Origin of the sequence: Streptomyces sp. NPDC001604, from assembly GCF_042893475.1 — a bacterium.
In the GTDB taxonomy this organism is placed as follows: domain Bacteria; phylum Actinomycetota; class Actinomycetes; order Streptomycetales; family Streptomycetaceae; genus Streptomyces.
This window is the reverse complement of record NZ_JBIAUY010000016.1, coordinates 85,832-104,592: the sequence shown is the minus strand read 5'-3', so window position 1 is coordinate 104,592 and position 18,761 is coordinate 85,832. Positions and strand designations below refer to the sequence as shown.

At 70.1% G+C, this 18,761-nt stretch carries 18 protein-coding genes and 2 pseudogenes; 10 read left to right on the top strand and 10 right to left on the bottom strand.

The features are described from left to right. Nucleotides 1-51 precede the first annotated feature (51 nt). From ACFY1E_RS34410 to ACFY1E_RS34400, 3 genes and pseudogenes are all read left to right on the top strand, one after another. Nucleotides 52-268: pseudogene (locus ACFY1E_RS34410) on the top strand (hypothetical protein); the annotation flags it as partial. Continuing rightward, nucleotides 265-1,425, top strand: coding sequence for a Gfo/Idh/MocA family protein (locus ACFY1E_RS34405; protein WP_389083043.1), 1,161 nt, complete (start codon nucleotides 265-267; stop codon nucleotides 1,423-1,425). The pseudogene ACFY1E_RS34410 and the gene ACFY1E_RS34405, both read left to right, overlap by 4 nt. A gap of 157 nt (nucleotides 1,426-1,582) precedes the next feature. Continuing rightward, nucleotides 1,583-2,380 (top strand): HAD family acid phosphatase, encoded by a 798-nt coding sequence (locus ACFY1E_RS34400; RefSeq protein ID WP_389083040.1) that lies wholly within the window; start codon nucleotides 1,583-1,585, stop codon nucleotides 2,378-2,380. Between the two features lie 87 nt (nucleotides 2,381-2,467). Here ACFY1E_RS34400 and ACFY1E_RS34395 read toward each other — a convergent pair. The 3 genes and pseudogenes from ACFY1E_RS34395 to ACFY1E_RS34385 all read right to left on the bottom strand — a co-directional run. Continuing rightward, nucleotides 2,468-2,709, bottom strand: a pseudogene (locus ACFY1E_RS34395) (polysaccharide lyase family protein); the annotation flags it as partial. 44 nt (nucleotides 2,710-2,753) lie between these two features. Next, nucleotides 2,754-3,593, bottom strand: coding sequence for a hypothetical protein (locus tag ACFY1E_RS34390; RefSeq protein WP_389083038.1), 840 nt, complete (start codon nucleotides 3,591-3,593; stop codon nucleotides 2,754-2,756). Beyond that, nucleotides 3,590-4,156: a SigE family RNA polymerase sigma factor gene (locus ACFY1E_RS34385; protein ID WP_389083035.1), complete on the bottom strand. Its 567-nt coding sequence runs from the start codon at nucleotides 4,154-4,156 to the stop codon at nucleotides 3,590-3,592. The genes ACFY1E_RS34390 and ACFY1E_RS34385 overlap by 4 nt, the downstream gene beginning before the upstream one ends. Before the next feature lie 239 nt (nucleotides 4,157-4,395). On the opposite strand from ACFY1E_RS34385, the gene ACFY1E_RS34380 reads away from it, so the two are divergent. Beyond that, nucleotides 4,396-5,847 carry an NCS2 family permease gene (locus ACFY1E_RS34380; protein WP_389083033.1) on the top strand — a complete coding sequence of 484 codons (1,452 nt, stop codon included), beginning with the start codon at nucleotides 4,396-4,398 and terminating at the stop codon, nucleotides 5,845-5,847. 10 nt (nucleotides 5,848-5,857) lie between these two features. Here the strand turns inward: ACFY1E_RS34380 and ACFY1E_RS34375 are convergent, their stop codons facing one another. The 3 genes from ACFY1E_RS34375 to ACFY1E_RS34365 form a co-directional block, all read right to left on the bottom strand. Further along, the gene (locus ACFY1E_RS34375; protein WP_389083031.1) at nucleotides 5,858-7,309 is read right to left on the bottom strand and encodes a peptidoglycan D,D-transpeptidase FtsI family protein; all 1,452 of its coding nucleotides are present in this window, start codon (nucleotides 7,307-7,309) and stop codon (nucleotides 5,858-5,860) included. 65 nt (nucleotides 7,310-7,374) lie between these two features. Then, nucleotides 7,375-7,860, bottom strand: coding sequence for a GNAT family N-acetyltransferase (locus tag ACFY1E_RS34370; RefSeq protein WP_389083028.1), 486 nt, complete (start codon nucleotides 7,858-7,860; stop codon nucleotides 7,375-7,377). 18 nt (nucleotides 7,861-7,878) lie between these two features. Continuing rightward, nucleotides 7,879-8,652: an IclR family transcriptional regulator gene (locus ACFY1E_RS34365; protein WP_115908899.1), complete on the bottom strand. Its 774-nt coding sequence runs from the start codon at nucleotides 8,650-8,652 to the stop codon at nucleotides 7,879-7,881. A gap of 164 nt (nucleotides 8,653-8,816) precedes the next feature. Here ACFY1E_RS34365 and ACFY1E_RS34360 point away from each other — a divergent pair, with 164 nt between their 5' ends. Continuing rightward, nucleotides 8,817-10,346 (top strand): aldehyde dehydrogenase (NADP(+)), encoded by a 1,530-nt coding sequence (locus ACFY1E_RS34360; RefSeq protein ID WP_389083025.1) that lies wholly within the window; start codon nucleotides 8,817-8,819, stop codon nucleotides 10,344-10,346. A 38-nt stretch (nucleotides 10,347-10,384) separates the two neighbouring features. Continuing rightward, nucleotides 10,385-10,993: a DUF1349 domain-containing protein gene (locus ACFY1E_RS34355; protein WP_389083023.1), complete on the top strand. Its 609-nt coding sequence runs from the start codon at nucleotides 10,385-10,387 to the stop codon at nucleotides 10,991-10,993. 84 nt (nucleotides 10,994-11,077) lie between these two features. On the opposite strand, the gene ACFY1E_RS34350 is transcribed toward ACFY1E_RS34355, so the two are convergent. Next, nucleotides 11,078-12,445 carry an MFS transporter gene (locus tag ACFY1E_RS34350; protein ID WP_389083020.1) on the bottom strand — a complete coding sequence of 456 codons (1,368 nt, stop codon included), beginning with the start codon at nucleotides 12,443-12,445 and terminating at the stop codon, nucleotides 11,078-11,080. A 70-nt stretch (nucleotides 12,446-12,515) separates the two neighbouring features. On the opposite strand from ACFY1E_RS34350, the gene ACFY1E_RS34345 reads away from it, so the two are divergent. The 4 genes from ACFY1E_RS34345 to ACFY1E_RS34330 all read left to right on the top strand — a co-directional run bounded on the left by ACFY1E_RS34345 (nucleotide 12,516) and on the right by ACFY1E_RS34330 (nucleotide 15,949). Further along, a complete protein-coding gene (locus ACFY1E_RS34345; protein WP_389083018.1) occupies nucleotides 12,516-13,511 on the top strand; it encodes a GlxA family transcriptional regulator in 996 nt (331 codons plus the stop codon). Further along, nucleotides 13,508-14,014, top strand: a complete 507-nt coding sequence (locus ACFY1E_RS34340; RefSeq protein ID WP_389083015.1) for a GNAT family N-acetyltransferase — start codon at nucleotides 13,508-13,510, stop codon at nucleotides 14,012-14,014. Before ACFY1E_RS34345 ends, ACFY1E_RS34340 begins: the two co-directional genes overlap by 4 nt. Before the next feature lie 69 nt (nucleotides 14,015-14,083). Next, nucleotides 14,084-14,800, top strand: coding sequence for a DsbA family oxidoreductase (locus ACFY1E_RS34335; protein ID WP_389083013.1), 717 nt, complete (start codon nucleotides 14,084-14,086; stop codon nucleotides 14,798-14,800). A 99-nt stretch (nucleotides 14,801-14,899) separates the two neighbouring features. After that, nucleotides 14,900-15,949 (top strand): aminotransferase class V-fold PLP-dependent enzyme, encoded by a 1,050-nt coding sequence (locus ACFY1E_RS34330; protein ID WP_389083010.1) that lies wholly within the window; start codon nucleotides 14,900-14,902, stop codon nucleotides 15,947-15,949. A 90-nt stretch (nucleotides 15,950-16,039) separates the two neighbouring features. Here the strand turns inward: ACFY1E_RS34330 and thpD are convergent, their stop codons facing one another. Genes thpD through ectB form a run of 3 tightly spaced genes read right to left on the bottom strand, consistent with a single transcriptional unit; the run spans nucleotide 16,040 to nucleotide 18,647 of the window. After that, nucleotides 16,040-16,927: an ectoine hydroxylase gene (gene thpD, locus ACFY1E_RS34325; protein WP_389083008.1), complete on the bottom strand. Its 888-nt coding sequence runs from the start codon at nucleotides 16,925-16,927 to the stop codon at nucleotides 16,040-16,042. A 7-nt stretch (nucleotides 16,928-16,934) separates the two neighbouring features. Continuing rightward, the gene (locus tag ACFY1E_RS34320; protein ID WP_030933607.1) at nucleotides 16,935-17,345 is read right to left on the bottom strand and encodes an ectoine synthase; all 411 of its coding nucleotides are present in this window, start codon (nucleotides 17,343-17,345) and stop codon (nucleotides 16,935-16,937) included. Between the two features lie 30 nt (nucleotides 17,346-17,375). Continuing rightward, nucleotides 17,376-18,647 (bottom strand): diaminobutyrate--2-oxoglutarate transaminase, encoded by a 1,272-nt coding sequence (gene ectB / locus ACFY1E_RS34315; RefSeq protein ID WP_389083005.1) that lies wholly within the window; start codon nucleotides 18,645-18,647, stop codon nucleotides 17,376-17,378. Nucleotides 18,648-18,761: the final 114 nt, after the last annotated feature.

Sequence of the window (18,761 nt, the reverse complement as noted above, 5' to 3'; positions counted from 1 at the left end):
GGAACTGCGCGACAAGCCACAGCGCACCGGCGCCGCCACGCAACCGAAAGAGGCAACAGCGATTCGGCGACGGGCGACCGCGGCAAGCTGCAGGTGACCCTGCACCACACCCAGTCCGAGTCCGTCGTGCAGTGCGCACCACGCGTCCGCTTCGGGTAGGCGCACGGCCGGCGTCGGCTGGACGCCTACCCTGCACACAGAGATCGACAGCGTCGAGGCGGCCGACCGAGAGCTGGCGCGCGGCGCGGGCGCAGGGAGGATCCCATGAGCACCGTAGACATCGTCCTGGCGGGTGCGCGCGGCCACGGCCGCTGGCACCTGGACAACATCCGCCGGCTCCAGGACAAGGGGATCGTACGGCTGGCAGGCATCTGCGAGCTGACCCCGCTGACCGCGGACGAGATCCCCGACGGCCTCGGCACGCCCGAGCAGTCCGCCGACTTCGGCGCACTCCTCGACTCCACCGGCGCCCGGATCGCCGTGATCTGCACACCCATCCCCACCCACACCGACCTGGCGCTCACGGCCGCCCGCAGGGGTGTGCACCTGCTCCTTGAGAAGCCGCCCGCGCCGTCGTACGCCGAGTTCCGGCGGATGGCCGACGGGGTCGCCGAGGCGGGCGTGGTCTGCCAGATCGGCTTCCAGTCGCTGGGCTCGCACGCCGTCCCCGCCATCCTCGGGATGGTCGCCGAGGGTGCCGTCGGCGAGCTCGTCGGGATCGGAGGGGCCGGTGCCTGGGTGCGCCCCGAGGCCTACTACCGTCGGGCGCCCTGGGCGGGCAAACGGCGCCTGAACGGCGTCGACGTCATCGACGGCGTGCTCACCAACCCCCTCGCGCACGCCGTGGCCACGGCGCTCGCCGTCAACGGCACCACACGCGCCGAGGACGTCACCGGCATCGAGCTCGAACTGCTGCGCGCCAACGACATCGAGTCCGACGACACCTCCTGCGTCCGGATCACCACCGCACCGGGCCGCAAGGTCACCGTCGCCGCGACCCTGTGCGCCGAGCGGGACGACGAGCCGTATGTCGTCGTGCACGGCACCCGCGGCCGGATCACCTACTGGTACAAGCAGGACCGCGTCCTGCTCCAGCGCGCCGGCCGCGGCCCCGAGGAGTACGAGTACGGCAGCACCGACCTGCTGGAGAACCTGGTCGACCACCTCACCGACGGCGCCGAGCTCCTGGTGACCCCGGACGCGACGGGCGCCTTCATGAGGGTCGTTGAAGCGATTCGGCAGGCCCCCGACCCGGCTCCGCTGCCGGCCGGGGCCTGGCACCTGGTCCCCGACGAGGGCCGCAGGGTCGTGCCGGGCATCGACGGACTCGTCGCGGCCGCTGCCGACACCCTCTCCCTCTACTCCGAACTCGGCGCCACCTGGGCCTCACCGAAAGAGGTGAGCACCGGGCCGGCACGTTCCTGACGACGGGGAGCACCAGGATCGGGGCGACGATGAACTGAGCCGTACCGATCCGGAACCCTTCCGTCCAGGGCGCTTGACCCGTTTTTTGCCTGAGGAAGAGGTCTCGATCAGGCAACGGGCCTCGCGCCCGCCGGGGTGACGCGCGTAGAAACCTGTCATGCATAAGCCACTGCGTATCGCGGCGATCGCCGCAGCGTGTGCCCTCGCCGGCGGCGCCCTCTACGGCGCCGGTGCGGCCACGGCCGGCCAGTCCACGGCCAACTCCACCCACGAGCCGTACAACATCGGTCTCCTGGTGAAGGACATCGACACCTACTACGGCACGACGGCCGACGCCAACGGCGTGTACCAGGCGTCTCCTGACAGCCCGTACGCCCAGGATCTGGCGCACATCGACGCCGCCGCCAGGAAGTACATAGACCGGGCCGCCCGCAAGGCGCACCACAAGGGCGAGAAGCCCGCGGTCGTCTTCGACATCGACGACACGCTGCTGCTCAGCCTCGACTACGAGAAGCGCTACAACTACACGTACAACCCGACCACCTGGGCCGACTACGTGAACAAGGCCGACCGCCCGGGCGTGTTCGGCAGCGCCGAGCTGGTCCGGTACGCCGAGTCCAAGGGCGTCGAGGTCTTCTACAACTCGGGCCTGAGCGAGGCGCAGCGCACCGCCGCCGTCGCGAACCTGAAGAAGATCGGCGCCGATGTGAACCTCGACGCCGACCACATGTTCCTCAAGGACAAGGCGAACCCGCCGGCCTATCTGAGCGCCTGCGCCACGCCGGGCACCTGGACCTGCACGACCGTGCAGTACAAGTCCGGCACCCGCAAGCACATCGAGGACGACCTCGGCTACGAGATCGTCGCCGACTTCGGCGACCAGTACTCGGACCTGGACGGCGGCTACGCCGGCCGCACCTACAAGCTGCCGAACCCGACGTACTTCGTCAGCTGAGCCCGTTCCCGTACGCGCGAAACGCCCCGCCGGTCGTCACCGGCGGGGCGTTCTTCTGCTGACCGAGGGGGGCTCAGGTCAGCAGGTCTGGGAGGTGTCCGTCTTCCATGCACTGTTAGGGACGTCGAAAGTGAAGGTGTGGTTGTTTCCACGGTACGAACCCGTGGTGAGGGAACGAGTCGAGGGCTGTGTGGGTGCTGTGGGAATGGCCGAGGCCCAGTCGTTCACGGTCACCCGCGGCCTTCCGCCTGCGAACGCGTCCGTCGCCCCACCCGCAGCGTGCGCGCCGCCGCGGCCTGCGCCTTGGCCGGCTTGAAGCAGACCAGGATGCGCGTCAGCTGGGCGATTTTTTGCGCGAGTGCGAAAGGCGTGGCTACGAGCCGCCCGCGTCGCCGGTGCGGGCCGCGAAGTCGCCACCGACCGCACGCTGGGTTCCGCCCGCCGTGGCGGTGATCGCATAGGTGTCGTGCTTGGCGTCCCGGCCGCCGCGCTGGTGGTTGTACTGCCCCGCGAACACCCACTCGCCCGTGGGGAGCGTACGGCCCGCCTTGAGCGTCCAGGTGTAGACGAGGAAGCCGTTATGCTCGCCGACCGTGAGGTCGAAGTCCTGCTCGGGCAGCGAGCGCCAGGCCCCGGTCGAGCTGACCCCGCCGGTCTGGGCGACCTTCAACTGCACGGTCACGGCGGTCAGTTGCTCGCTGGTCTTGAGTGTGATGTTGCTCTGCGCCCAGAAGTCGTTGCTGTGCGGGTCCACCGAGCCTTCCGACCACAGCGGGCCGTCGCTCTGGCCGACGCCGGGCGTCGGTACGGAGGCGGAGGGCTTGCCGGCAGGGGTGTTGCTCGGCTCGTGGGACGGCCGGGGCGTGTTCGGCGTCCGGGCCACCGGTGGGACCGGCGCACGACTCGTCGCATCGGGGGACGGCGTGGGCGTCGGGGAGACCGAGACGGTCTGCCGCTGCGGGGGAGTGTCGTCCCTCACCGCGGAGGCCACCGCGTAACCGCCGACCGCGAGCATGCCCGCGACCGCGGCCGTGGCACTCACCACCCGGGCCCAGCCCCACACCGGCGGACGGGTCGCCCGGTGGTCGGGGCGGCCGTGCTCGCTCATGCCCCGCTCGATCCGCGCCAGGATCCTGGCCCGGTCCGGGTGGTGTGCCTCGGCCGTCTCGTGCAGCCGGGCGCGCAGCTCGTCGTGCACGTCCTGCTGCCTCATCGGTCCGTTCCTCCACTCTCGCCGCCGCGCGCCATCGCCGCGTGCACCCTCTGCGGTACGCCCCGGGAACCGAGGATCTTCTGCAGCTCGGCCATCCCCTTGGACGTCTGGGACTTAACCGTACCCACGGAAACACCCAGAGCGAGAGCGGTGTCCTTCTCCGACAGGTCGAACGCGTGCCGAAGCACCACACACGCCCGTTTCCTGAACGGCAGCCTGCGCAGTGCCTCCTGGACGTCGACAAGGCCTGCTATGTCGGGATTCTCGGTCTTCTCCTCGCGCCGCGACCAGAACAGCGAGATCCGCCGGCGCTCGCGCACGGCGCTGCGGATCCGGGTGCGGGCCAGGTTGGCGACGACCCCGCGGGCGTAGGCGACCGGGTGCTCCGCGGCGCGCACCCGGTCCCAGCGGTGCCACAGTACGAGCAGCGCATCGGCGGCCAGGTCGTCGGCCGCGTCCGCCTCGCCGGTCAACAGATGGGCCAGCCGCGACAGTTCGGCGTAGTGCCGCTCGAAGAAGGCGTGAAACTCCTCGGAGGCTGCATCGTCGACGACAGTGCCCACGGGCGACCTCTCTGCGTGTGGCATGTAGATGACATGTGAGGAATGTGATCATCCGGAGGAGACCCGGACGAGATCCGGAAGCGTAGCAGTGATGAACACCCGACTCGTACGGGGCTTCGAACGTGGTCTGGCAGGCCGACTGATTCCGTAACACGGAGAAAACCTGAAACGGGTTCACCGCGGGAACACTCCAGCCAGCATCCGCACACTGATCCATCAGGCACCTAGGAGCACCCGCCATGTCCGACACCAGGAAGACGGCCGGCCGGCCGATTGCCGCGCCACCAGCGGCGAACGGCGTCGACCGGTACTTCAGGATCTCCGAGCGGGGATCCACCTTCGGCCGGGAGATACGCGGCGGCTTCGCCACGTTCTTCACGATGGCCTACATCCTTGTCCTGAATCCCATCATCCTCGGCAGCGCGAAGGACAAGTTCGGCCACAGCCTCGACACCGGCCAACTCGTCACCGCAACCGCCCTGGTGGCCTGTGTGATGACGATCATCATGGGTGTCGGCGGCAACCTCCCGCTCGCCATCGCCGCGGGCCTCGGCCTGAACGCCGTCGTCGCCTTCCAACTCGCCCCGCTGATGAGCTGGTCCGACGCGATGGGCCTCGTCGTCCTCGAGGGCATCCTGATCTGCGTCCTGGTCGTCACCGGACTGCGGAAGGCGATCATGGACGCCATTCCGCAACAGCTCAAGCAGGCGATCGGCGTCGGCATCGGTCTGTTCATCGCCTTCATCGGCTTCGTGGACGCCGGGTTCGTCAGCCGTATCCCGGACGCGGCGCAGACCACCGTGCCCGTGCAGTTGGGGGCCGTGGGCCGGCTGACCGGCTGGCCCGTCCTCGTCTTCTGTCTCGGCGTGCTGCTCACCATCGCGCTGCTCGCACGCAAGGTGAAGGGCGCGATCCTGATCAGCATCGTGACCATGACGATCGTCGCGATCATCATCGACGCGGTGGCCGACATCAAGAGCTGGGGCCTGACCACCCCGCATGTGCCCGACAAGATCGTCTCCACCCCCGACTTCGGGCTCATCGGTCACTTCAGCCTGTTCGGCGGGTTCGCCAAGGCCGGCATCCTCACCGCCGTCCTGCTGGTGTTCACCCTGATCCTGTCGGACTTCTTCGACGCCATGGGCACCATCGTCGGCATCAGCGCGGAGGCCGGACTGCTCGACGAGAACGGGCAGGTGCCGGGGATCGGCCGCGTGCTGTTCATCGACGGCGCGGCGGCGGTGGCCGGCGGCATGGGCTCCGCCTCCTCCAACACCGCTTACATCGAGTCGGCCGCCGGTGTGGGCGAAGGCGCGCGCACCGGCTTTGCGAACCTGATCACCGGTGGGCTGTTCGGGCTTGCGCTGTTCCTGACGCCGTTGCTGACGATCGTGCCGCTGCAGGCGGCTGCGCCTGCGCTGATCGCGGTCGGGTTCCTGATGATGACGCACGTCAAGCACATCGACTGGGACCGGTACGAGATCGCCATCCCGGCGTTTCTGACCATCGCCACGATGCCGTTCACCTACTCGATCACCGACGGTATCGGGGCGGGGTTCCTGGCCTACGTCCTCATCAAGGCGGTGCTCGGCAAGGCGAAGGAGGTGCACTGGCTGCTGTGGGGGGTTTCGGCGCTGTTCCTGGTGTACTTCGCCATCGACCCCGTGGAGCAGATCCTGGGCGTGAAGTAGCCGACCGGAGTCAGTTCTTGAGGGCCGCCTCCATCATGGCCTTGGCCACGGGGGCGGCCAGACCGTTGCCGCTGACCTCCGAGCGGGCCGCGTTCGACTGCTCGACCATGACCGCCACGGCGACCTCCTTGCCGCCCTCCTTGCCGAAGGACGTGAACCAGGCGTACGGCGTCTTGCTGTTGTTCTCGCCGTGCTGGGCCGTGCCCGTCTTGCCGCCCACGGTGGCGCCGGATATCCGGGCGTTCGTGCCGGTGCCCTTCTCCACCACCGTCTGCATCGCCGACTGCAGTTGCCCGGCGGTCGAGGAGCTGACGATCTCCTTGGTGTCCGCGCCGTCGTCGTAGTTCTCCAGCACGTCACCGCCGCTGTCGGTGATCTGCGAGACCATATGCGGCGAGACCAGCTTGCCGCCGTTGGCTATGGCGGCGGACACCATGGCCATCTGGAGCGGGGTCGCGGTGACGTCGTACTGGCCGATGCCCGTCAGGGCCGTGGAGGACCTGTCCATGTTCGAGGGGTAGACGCTGGTGTAGGCCCGCACCGGCACGTCCTGCTCCGTGTCGTTGAAGCCGAACTTCTCGGCCATCGCCCGCACCTTGTCCTGGCCCAGGTCGACGGCCATCTTCGCGAAGACGTTGTTGCAGGAGTACTGCAGCGCGGTGCGGATCGTCGCATCCTCGCAGGGCGCGTTCGGGTTCTCGTTGGACAGGTCGCGGGTGGTGCCCGGGAGCGTGTACGGGTCCGGGCTCTTCGTGTGCTCGTCCACCGACGAGTACAGCCCGTCCTCCAACGCCGCGGCCGCGACGACCAGTTTGAACGTCGAGCCCGGCGGCAGCGGCTGGCGCAGCGCGCGGTTGGTCAGGGGCTTGTCGGGGTCGTCGTTGAGCTTCTTCCAGGCCGCGCCCGCGGTGTTGGCGTCCGTCAGCGTCGACGGGTCGAACGACGGCGTCGACACCACCGCCAGGATCCTGCCGGTCTTCGGATCGATCGCGACGGCCCCGCCCTTCTTGTCGCCGAGCGCGTCGTACGCCGCCTTCTGCACGTCCGGGTCGATCGTCGTGACCACGTTGCCCGGGTCGGCCCGCTTGCCGGTGATCGTGTCCAGCACGGTCTTGAGGCGGCTGTCCGTCCCGTCGAGGAGGTCCTGGTAGATGCCCTCCAGCTGGGTCGGCGCATAGGCCTGCGAGGCGTAGCCCGTCACCGCCGCGTACAGCTTGCCGTCCTTGTACGTGCGCTTGTACTTGAGGTCGCTGTGCTTCGTCACCGCGGAACCGGTGATCGCATTGCCGCCCACGATGATGTTCCCGAGCGGGTCCGCGTACGTCTGGATCGCGTTGCGCCGGTTGTCCTTGTCGTCCGCAAGGGCCTTGCCGTCGTAGAACTGCACCCAGGTCGCCCTGACCAGCAGAGCGATCACCAGCAGCAGTGAGAAGACGGCGGCCCGCCTGATCGTCTTGTTCATCCCACTCGGAAGACGACCGGAAGCGGGTCGATCGTTCCCGTGTGTCCGACTTTCTCATCGGACGCTCATCCACGGCGGAGCCAGGCGTCCAGCGCGAGCACGAACTCCTCGATCTCCTCGCCGCGCGCGTTGGCGAACCCGGAGGCCCGCGCGGTCACCCGGAATCCGCACTTGCCCAGGACCCGCAGGGAGCCGGTGTTGTCGGCGGCCGCACGGGCGTACAGCGGACGCTCGGGCACCAGGGCCACCAGCTCCCGCAGCGCGGCCGTGGCGATGCCCCGGCCCCAGTGCGCACGGTCGATCCAGTAGGTGACCTCGCGCTCGCCCGGCTCGCCGTACACCGCGGCGCTGCCCACCACGTCACCGTCGACCAGGACCGTGCGCAGCACGTCCCCGGAGGCCCGGATCCGTTTCCAGTGGGCCTCGAAGGCGTCCCGGTCGGCCGGGTCCTTCGGGGTGAACGCGGCCATGTGCAGGGCCTCGGGATCGTTCATGTGGCGGAAGAAGACCGGCAGATCGCTGTCGTGCACTTCACGGAGTACGACGTCCATGACGCCGAAGCCTAGGAGTCAGAGCCTGCGGGTCGCCAGGGTCAGCCGGTCGCGCGCGTCGAACAGGGCGTCCTTGACCATCTGTTCATGGGCCGGGGTGAGCCGCGCCACCGGCACCGAGCAGCTGATCGCGTCGCGCGCCGGAGTGCGGTAGGGAATGGCGACACCGAAGCAGCGCAGCCCCAGCGTGTTCTCCTCGCGGTCCACGGCGAAGCCCTGCTCCCGCACCTGGTGCAGCTCCTCGATGAGCTTCTCCCGGTCGGTGATGGTGTTCTCGGTCAGCGCCGGCAGGGTCTCCGGGAGCATCTTGCGGACCTGCTCGTCCGTGTACGTGCTCAGCAGCGCCTTGCCCAGCGAGGTGGAGTGCGCGGGCAGTCGGCGCCCCACCCGGGTGAACGGGCGCAGATAGTGCTGCGACTGCCGGGTGGCCAGGTACACCACGTTGGTGCCGTCCAGGCGGGCCAGGTGAATGGTCTCCGTGGTGTCGTCCGACAGCCGGTCCAGGGTCGGGCGGGCCGCCGCCACCACCTCGTCGCCGTCGATGTACGAGGTACCGACCAGCAGCGCCCGCACCCCGATGCCGTACCGCGTGCCCGTCGCGTCCGTCTCCACCCAGCCCAGCTCCACCAGGGTGCGCAGCAGCATGTACAGACTGGACTTGGGATACCCGACGGCCTCCTGCACCGATGCGAGGGAGTGCATTCCGGGCCGGCCGGCGAAGTACTCGAGCAGCTCGACCGTCCGCACCGCGGACTTGACCTGTGCCCCGCCGCCTGTCTCGGCTACCGACATCGCCCTTGACCCCTTCGTTCGACGGGAAACCGAAGATATAGTCTCCAACAGCCTATTCATCATCAGAGACAGCGTTCAGTATATCGAACGACCCTGGTGGATGACCCAGATACTGCGGCAATACAAGCAGGACATACCGCAAGACATATGTGGAGGGACCCGCGGTGGCAGCAGCACCAGTCTGGAGTGTCGACCCCCGTACCGGGAAGCAGCGTGAGCAGGTTGCGGTGGAGGCCACAGCCCAGGAGGTGGACACCGCCGTCCGCGCCGCGCACGCCGCGCGCGGCGCCCTCGCCGACCGCGCGGTCCGCTCGGCCTTCCTGCGCACCGCCGCCGAGCAGCTCCAGGCGGCGAAGGACGGGCTCGTCGAGACCGCCGACGCCGAGACCGCGCTCGGCCCGGTCCGGCTCACCGGCGAACTCGCCCGCACCTGCTACCAGTTGCGGGCCTTCGCGGACATCGTCGACGAGGGCGCCTTCCTCGACGTGATCATCAACCACCCCGACGACACCGCGACCCCGCCCATCCCCGACCTGCGCCGCTACAAGGTGCCCCTGGGCGTCGTCGCCGTCTACTCGGCCTCCAACTTCCCCTTCGCCTTCTCCGTCGCCGGCGGCGACACCGCGAGCGCGCTGGCCGCGGGCTGCCCGGTCGTCGTCAAGGCACACCCCGACCACCCGGCCCTGTCCGAGCTGGTCGCCAAGGTGCTGCGCCGGGCCGCCGCCGCGCACGGCATCCCCGACGGCGTCGTCGGCCTGGTCCACGGTTTCGAGGCCGGCGTGGAGCTGGTCAAGCACCCCCTCGTCGCGGCGGCCGGCTTCACCGGTTCCGTACGGGGCGGCCGCGCCCTCTTCGACGCCGCCGCAGCACGCCCGACCCCGATCCCCTTCCACGGTGAGCTGGGCTCCCTGAACCCGGTCGTCATCACCGAGGCCGCGGCCGCCGAGCGCGCCGAGGCCATCGGCGCGGGCCTCGCCGGGTCGATGACGCTGGGCGTCGGCCAGTTCTGCGTGAAGCCGGGCCTGGTGCTCGCGCCGAGTGGCGCGGCGGGCGACCGCCTGGTCAAGTCCCTCACGGACGCGGTCAGCGACACGGACGCCGGAGTCCTGCTGGACCACCGGATGCGTGACAACTTCATCGCGGGGGTCGCCGAGCGTGCTCAGCTTCCCGAGGTCGAGTCCCCGGTGACACCGGGCGCGGGCGGCGAGCACACGGTCAGCGCCGGCTTCCTCACGGTCTCGGCGGACAAGCTGGCCGAGGAAGGCCAGTACGACCTGCTCCTCGAGGAGTGCTTCGGGCCGGTCACCGTGGTGGCCCGCTACGAGGACGAGGCCCAGGTGCAGTCGGTGCTGTCGCGGCTGCCGGGCAATCTCACGGCGACGGTTCATCTGTCGGCGGAGGAGGCGGCCGGGGAGGGCCGCGGCGCGGAACTGCTGGCCGAGCTGACGCCGCTCGCGGGCCGGGTGCTGGTGAACGGCTGGCCGACGGGTGTCGCGGTGGCCCCCGCCCAGCACCACGGCGGCCCGTACCCGGCGACCACCTCCACGTCCACGTCGGTCGGCGGCACCGCCATCGAGCGGTGGATGCGGCCGGTGACGTACCAGACGGCACCGGAGGCGATCCTGCCGCCGGAGCTCCGGGACGACAACCCGCTGGGGCTGCCCCGGCGGTTCAACGGGCGCCTGGAGCGCTAGGCGCCGAGGCGGCCCGCCGGGCCTGCGACAATCGGCTGATGGACGTGGAACTTCCCCAACTGCCTTTCGCTCTTCGCACCTACGGCCCCGACGGGCACTGGTTGTACGAGGACGGGATCCTCAGCGGATGGGCAGGCCCCCGGCAGGACCGGTTCGTGCCGCCCACCGGGGAGGCGCTGGAGCCCGCCTCCGACGCGCCCCGGTTGCTGGGGGCGCCCGAGGGGGACTTCCAGCTGATCGCGCGCGTCACGGTCGGGTTCGCCGCGGCCTTCGACGCGGGGGTCCTGTACGTCCATGTCGGCGAGCGGGCCTGGGCCAAGCTCTGCCTGGAGTACTCCCCGGACGTGCCCACCGTCTGCACGGTGGTCACCCGGGGACACTCCGACGACGCCAACTCCTTCACCGTGGACGGCAGTTCGGTCTGGCTCCGGGTGAGCCGCACCGGCCGCGCCTTCGCCTTCCACGCCTCCCGTGACGGCAGGCGCTGGACCTTCATCCGTCTCTTCACCCTGGGCAGCGAGAAGGAGACCGGCGACGCCCTCGTCGGCTTCATGACCCAGTCACCGATGGGCGAGGGGTGTGTGGTCACGTACGACCACATAGAGTTCCGCCCGAACTGGCCCGCGGATCTGCGAGACGGTAGCTGACAGACCAGCGTCTTCAGCCCGTCCGGCGTTTGAGGACGAGGCCCCTCAAGGGCCGAACGGGGGTGGGGGCGGAGCCCCCAGTGCCTACCGCAACCGAGACGTAGCCGCACAAGTCAGCGCGAGCGCCCCCGCACTGATCGCCAGGCTCACCCGCATTCCCTGCGCGAACCCGTGGGCCACCAGCGTCCCGAACACGGCGATCCCCAAACCTCCCGCCACCTGCCGGGCAGCATTGAGCACACCGGCCGCGAGCCCCGCCCGCTCCGCCGGTACCGCGTCCATCATCGCGGCCGTCAGCGGCGGCACCGTCAGCGCGCAGCCCAGGGCCAGCGGTACGAGCAGCGCGGCCGTCAGGACGGAAGACGTGCCTGCGTCGACGTACAGCAGGACCAGCAGTCCGACGACTGCCAGCGCCTGCCCCACCAGCATCGGCAGTCGCGGCCCGTACCGCCCGGCGAGCTTGCCCGCCGCCACGTTCGTCACCGCGATCAGGCCCGTCATGGGCACGAAGGCCAGCCCTGCGTGCAGCGCGGACAGGCCCTGGACCTGCTGGAAGAAGAGGGAGAAGACGAACACCACGCTGTAGAAGGCCACGCTCACCGCCGCGCCCGCCGCCACCGCCACGGCCACCGTCCGGTTGCGGAAGAGCCCCAGCGGGACGACCGGGTGCGGGCTGCGTGCCTCCACGCGGAAGAAGACCACGGCCGCCAGGACGGCGACGGCCAGGGCCGCCCACCCCGCCGTACCGCCCTCGATCACCGTGAACGTCAGGCCCATGAGCGCCACCACCGCCGTCGCCTGCCCCGGCAGGTCCAGCGGTGCGGGGCGGCGTTCGGAGCGCGGGGCCCGTACGAGCAGGGCCACGATCAGTGCCCCCACCGGCAGATTGACGAAGAAGATCCCGCGCCAGTCCCACGCGGTGGTCAGCAGACCGCCCGCCACCGGACCGAGCGCCACCGCCACCGAACCGCCCGCGGCCCATGCCGCCACCGCACGCGCACGGCGCTTCGGCTCCGGGTACGCCTGCCGCACCAGCGACAGCGAGGCCGGGAGCACGACGGCCGCCGCCGCGCCCTGCACCACCCGCGCGCCGATCAGCGACGGCAGGTTCGGCGCCAGCCCGCAGGCCGCCGAGGCGAGCGTGAAGACCGTCGTGCCGAGCGCGAACGCACGGCTCGCGCCGGTCCGGTCCGCGAAGGCCCCGGTGGACAGCATCAGCGCGGCGAAGGGAAGGGTGTAGGCGTCCACCACCCACTGCAGGCCGGACATACCCGCGCCGAGCGAAGAACCGATCGCGGGCAGCGCCACGTTCACCACGGACGCGTCGAGGCAGATCAGCGCGAAGCCGAGGAGGGCGGCGGTGAGGGTGAGCCCGGGGGAGGGCCGCTTGGGCGTCAACTCCCGTTCGGCGAGGGCGGGTTGTATGTCCTTGAGGATGCGGTCGGTCGACATGACTCCATGCTGCGGATCCGGGCCGACGTACAGTAGTGGCCCGAATGCCATGCACCCGGAGGTTCTGGCCATGTCCGACCGGCTCGCCCCGCACCGCATCGCCGTGATCGCGCCGTCGCCCGTCTCGATGTTCAACCTGGCCATCCCCGAGCTGCTGTTCGGCAAGGTCGAGGTGGCCGGTCGGCCGGGCTACGACGTGGTCATCTGCGCCGCCGAGCCCGGGCCCGTGCCCACCAGCGGAGGGCTCGACCTGTATGTGCGCGACGGACTGGAGGCCGTGCGGGAGGCGGACACGGTGGTCGTGGCCGGGACGGGCGCGCCCTACGAGCCGGACCCGCGGATCGTGGCCGCCGTCCGCGAGGCCGCCGACGCCGGCAAGCGGATCGCGTCCCTGTGCACCGGCGCCTTCCAGCTCGCCGAGGCGGGCCTGCTCCAGGGCCGCAGGGCGACGACGTACTGGGCGCACGCCGAGGAGCTGCGCCGGCGCTACCCGGAGGTCGACCTGCAAGGAGACGTGCTGTACGTCCAGGACGGGCCGTACGTCACTGCGTCCGGCTACGCCGCCGGCATCGACCTCTGTCTGCACGTCATCCGCACCGACTACGGCGCCGCCGTCGCCAACGAGGTCGCCCGGCTCGCCCTCGTCGCCCCCGTACGGCCCGGCGGCCAGACGCAGTTCACCCACACCCCGTTGCCGCCCGAGCGCGGCACCGTCTGCGCCGACACCCGCGGCTGGGCCATGCGCAACCTCGACAAGCCGCTCACTCTGACCGACCTGGCCCGTCACGCGGGTGTCTCGGTGCGCACCCTCACCCGCCGCTTCCACGCCGAGAGCGGCGTCAGCCCCCTGCAGTGGCTGCTGCACCAGCGCATCGAGCGCGCCAAAGAGCTCCTGGAGACCACCACCCTGCCCATGGACCAGGTGGCCCGCGCCTGCGGCCTGGGCACGGCCGACTCCCTGCGGGCCCACGTGGTCAGGCGCACCGGCCTGACCCCGAGCGCCTACCGGGCCCAGTTCACCCGCCTGGGAACCGAGCCCGCCGCGGCCACGTCCTCCGCTGCATGATCAGAGCGAACCGGACCGTCGACTCCCTGGTGATCAGAACCGCGCTGCCGGCCGAGGCCGCGGCCGTCGCCGCCCTGCATGTGCGTGCCCGCGCCACCTACTACCCGGACGGCCTGCCGGAGGACGGCTTCGACTGGCAGGCCGCCTGGCGGCAGGCGATCGAGCGCCCCGACGGCCAGGTGCTGTGCGCGGTACGCGATGCCCGCCTGGTCGGCATCGCCTCCTTCCGCACCCCGGAGGGCGCCCCGGCGGAAACGGTCAAGCTCTTCCAGTTCCACGTCGACCCCGACCACTGGCGTTCCGGCATCGGTGCCGCCCTGCACACCGCCTGCGTCGAGCAGTGGCGGGCCGACGGCAGGAGCGCGGCCGTCCTCGACGTGCACGTCGACAACCAGCGCGCCCAGGCCTTCTACGCCCGCCAGGGCTGGGTCCCGGACCCGGAGAACCCGCCCGCCGAGGGTGACCATCACCTCTTCCTGCGGTTCTTGGTGCCCGGGGAATGATCCCCGCTGCTTGAACGTTCATCCACTCGGCGGAGGCGGCCTCCGCAGCCCGAACGAGCTGGAGAGAACATGAAGGTCGAGATCTGGTCGGACATAGCGTGCCCCTGGTGCTACGTAGGCAAGGCCCGCTTCGAGAAGGCCCTCGACGCCTTCCCGCACCGCGACCAGGTCGAGGTCGTGCACCGCTCCTTCGAGCTGGACCCGGGGCGCGCCAAGGGCGATGTCCAGCCGGTGATCAGGATGCTCACCAAGAAGTACGGCATGAGCGAGGCGCAGGCGCAGGCCGGCGAGGAGAACCTGGGGGCGCAGGCCGCGGCCGAGGGCCTTGAGTACCGCACCCGTGACCGCGACCACGGCAACACCTTCGACATGCACCGCCTGTTGCACTTCGCCAAGGAGCACGGCAGGCAGGACGAGCTGATCCAGCTCCTCTACCGGGCGAACTTCGCCGAGGAGCGGTCGGTCTTCACCGAGGGCGACGAGCGCCTGGTGGAGCTGGCCGTCGCCGCCGGTCTGGAGGCCGAGGACGCCCGCAAGGTGCTCGCCGACCCGGCCGCGTACGCCGACGAGGTGCGCGCCGACGAGCGCGAGGCGGCGCAGCTCGGCGCCAACGGTGTGCCGTTCTTCGTGCTCGACCGCAAGTTCGGCGTCTCGGGAGCCCAGCCCGCCGAGGTCTTCACCCAGGCGCTGACCCAGGCGTGGGGCGAGCGCTCGCCGCTGCAGCTGATCGACCAGGGGGATGCGGACGCCTGCGGTCCCGACGGGTGCGCGGTGCCGCAGCACTGACAAAGCGCGCAGGTCGGGGCGGATGTATAAGCGTTGCTTAGTGAAACCACGCAAAAATCGGCAATGGACTATGGGTTCTCCCGGGCTCACAGTGGATCCATGGAGACCTTCGAGAGCCTGGTCCGTGCCGAGTTCGCCCCGAAGAACACCTATCTGAACACCGCGAGCACCGGGCTGCTGCCGGCGCGCACCGTGGCCGCCATGCGCATCGCCGTGGAGGCGTCCGCGGCCGGCGATCCGACCGACATGTTCGCGGACGTCGAGGCGAGCCGCGCCAGTTTCGCGCGGCTCGTCGGGGTGCCCGAGCGCCGGGTGGCGGCAGGGGCCTCGGTCGCCGTCTACAGCGGGCTGATCGCCGCCTCCCTGCCGGAGGGCGCCGAAGTCCTCACCGCCGAGGGCGACTTCAGCTCCGTGGTGAACCCCTTCCACGTCCGCTCGGACCTCAAGGTGCGCAGCGTGCCGCTGGAGCGCGTCGCCGAGTCCGTGCGGCCCGGGACCGCCCTGGTCGCGGTCAGCGCCGCGCAGTCCGCCGACGGGCGCGTGGCCGACCTGCCCGCGATCCGGCAGGCGGCGCGCGAGCACGGAGCACGTACGTACATCGACGCGTCCCAGGCCGCCGGCTGGCTGGACTTCGACGCGGACGCCCACGACTACTCCGCCTCCGTCGCCTTCAAATGGCTCGTCTGCCCGCGGGGCGTGGCCTTCCTCGTCGTCCCGGCGGACCTCGGCGGGCTGACCCCGCTGTTCGCCGGGTGGGTGGCGGGGGAGCGCCCTTGGGACGCCTGTTACGGCCCCATCGACGAACTGGCCCACTCCGCACGGCGGTTCGACGAGAGTCCCGCCCTCTTCTCCTACGCCGGCGCCCGCCGCTCCCTGGAACTCCTGGAGGAACTCGGCACGGACGCCGTACGCGCCCACGACCTCGCCCTCGCAGACCGCTTCCGCGCGGGCCTGGCCTCCCTCGGCCACGAGCCGGTCCCCTCGCCCGGCTCCCCGATCGTCTCGGTGCCCGGACTGGGCCGCCGCCAGGGCGAGTTGAGCAGCGCAGGAGTGGAGGTCTCCGACCGTGCGGGCAACCTGCGGGCCGCCTTCCACCTGTACAACACCGCGGCCGACGTCGACCGCCTGCTGGACGTCCTGGCCGACTGAACCCCGGCGCGCAGCACACTGGAGCGGGCGGCGTCACTGTCGTGGCCGTGAAGCCCGTGACGCCGCCCGCTCCGAAATCAGCCGCTCAGGTCACCGCACGGGAGTGAAGTCCCGTGCGCCGATGAACTCAGGGCGTCGGATCGGCGCCGCGAACGGCTCGACCGCCGTGTTCTCCACGCTGTTGAACACGATGAACACGTTGCTGCGCGGGAACGGCGTGATGTTGTCGCCCGAGCCGTGCATGCAGTTGCAGTCGAACCAGGTCGCCGAGCCGGCCCTGCCCGTGAACAGCTTGATGCCGTACTCGCTCGCCATCGCGGTCAGCGCCTCGTCCGAGGGCGTGCCCGCGTCCTGCATCTGCAGCGACTGCTTGTAGTTGTCCTTGGGTGTGGCTCCCGCACACCCGAGGAACGTCCTGTGCGACCCCGGCATGATCATGAGGCCGCCGTTGGTGTCGTAGTTCTCGGTCAGCGCGATCGAGACGGACACCGTCCGCATGTTCGGCAGGCCGTCCTCGGCGTGCCAGGTCTCGAAGTCCGAGTGCCAGTAGAAGCCGCTGGCCCCGAAGCCCGGCTTGACGTTGATCCGCGACTGGTGGACGTACACGTCCGAGCCGAGGATCTGCCGGGCCCGGCCCACGACCCGCTCGTCGCGCACGAGATTCGCGAACACCTCGCTGATCTTGTGCACCTCGAAGACGGAGCGGATCTCCTTGGACTTCGGCTCGATGATCGAGCGCTCGTCGGCCCGGATCGCCGGGTCGGTGACGAGGCGCTCCAACTCCTGCCGGTAGACGGCGACTTCGTCGTCGGTGATGAGCTGGTCGATGGCCAGGAAGCCGTCACGCTCGTACGACTGGAGGTCGCCGGTCGTGATCGGGCCCGGTGTGTCGGGAGAGCCCCACACGACGGGGTCCTGGCGCGGGGTCGACACCTCGGTGGTGCCGCGGCTGGGATAGAGATCGGTGACGGTGGTCATGGTGATGTCACACCTCCTCGGGCTCGGGCTCGGTGAGCAGCGGGTAGACGCCGTTCTCGTCGTGGTCCTCCCGGCCGGTCACGGGCGGGTTGAAGACACAGATGCAGCGGAAGTCCTCCTTGATCCGCATCGTGTGCCGCTCGTGCCCGTCGAGGAGGTACATGGTGCCGGGCGTGATCGTGTACTTCTGCCCGGTCTCGTCGTCGGTGAGCTCGGCCTCGCCCTCGACGCACACGACGGCCTCGATGTGGTTCGCGTACCACATCGACGTCTCCGTACCCGCGTACAGAATCGTCTCGTGCAGGGAGAAGCCGACCCTCTCCTTGGCGAGGACGATGCGTTTGCTCTCCCAGGTGCCGGACGCGGCCTTCACATGCCGGTCGGTACCCTCGATGTCCTTGAACGAACGGACGATCACGGTGCTTGCACTACTCCTTGCTGGTCGTTGCTAGAGGGTTTCGCGTACGGCGCGGGCGAGGATGCTGAGTCCCTCGTCCATCTCGTCGGCCGTGACGGTGAGCGCCGGGAGGAGCTTGACGACCTCGCTCTCGGGGCCCGACGTCTCGATGAGCAGCCCGAGTTCGAAGGCGCGCTTCGCGACCCGGCCGGCCCGGTCCTTGTCGTGGAACTCGAGGCCCCACACGAGTCCGCGTCCGCGGTACTCCTTGACGTCGGCGCGGTTCTCCTCGGTGATGGCGGCGAGGGCCTGCTCGACCTGCTCGCCGCGCGCCCGGGTCTGCTTCTCCATCGCGGACCCGTCCGCCCAGTACGCCTCCAGGGCGGCGGTGGCCGTGACGAAGGCGGGGTTGTTGCCGCGGAAGGTGCCGTTGTGCTCGCCCGGCTCCCAGATGTCCAGCTCGGGCTTGAACAGGCACAGCGACATGGGCAGTCCGTAGCCGCTGATGGACTTGGAGACGGTGACGATGTCCGGGGTGATCCCGGCCTCCTCGAACGAGAAGAAGGCCCCCGTCCGTCCGCAGCCCATCTGGATGTCGTCGACGATGAGCAGCATGTCCTGGCGCTCGCACAGCTCGGACAGCGCGCGCAGCCACTCGGGCCGCGCGACGTTGATGCCGCCCTCGCCCTGCACGGTCTCCACGATCACGGCCGCAGGCTTGTTGAGCCCGGACCCCTGGTCCTCCAGGAGCCGCTCGAACCACAGGAAGTCCGGCACCTTGCCGTCGAAGTAGTTGTCGAACGGCATGGGCGTGCCGTGGACGAGCGGGATGCCGGCCCCGGCCCGCTTGAAGGCGTTCCCGGTCACGGCGAGGGAGCCGAGGGACATGCCGTGGAAGGCGTTGGTGAACGAGACGATGGCCTCGCGCCCCTTGACCTTCCGCGCCAGCTTCAGGGCCGACTCCACGGCATTCGTACCCGTCGGGCCCGGGAACATGACCTTGTACGGCAGGTCGCGCGGCCGCAGCACCAGGTCCTGGAAGGTCTGCAGGAAGGAACGCTTGGCGGTGGTCGACATGTCCAGCCCGTGCGTGACGCCGTCCCGCTCCAGGTAGTCGATCAACGCCCGTTTCAGGACGGGGTTGTTGTGGCCGTAGTTCAGCGAGCCCGCTCCGGCGAAGAAGTCCAGGTACTCATGGCCGTCCTCGTCGTACATGCGGCTGCCGTGCGCACGGTCGAAGACGGTGGGCCAGCCGCGGCAGTAGCTGCGCACCTCGGACTCGAGGGTCTCGAAGACGCTGAGGTCGGGCTGGGTGATGGTCACGACGAATCGCTCCTCGTTGCGTGGGGGGGAGTGCGTGTGGGTCGTCAGTGGGGTGGGTCGTCGGTGCCGTCATCGGTGGGTCGTCCGCGTCGGGCAGAGGGAAGTCAGAGGGAA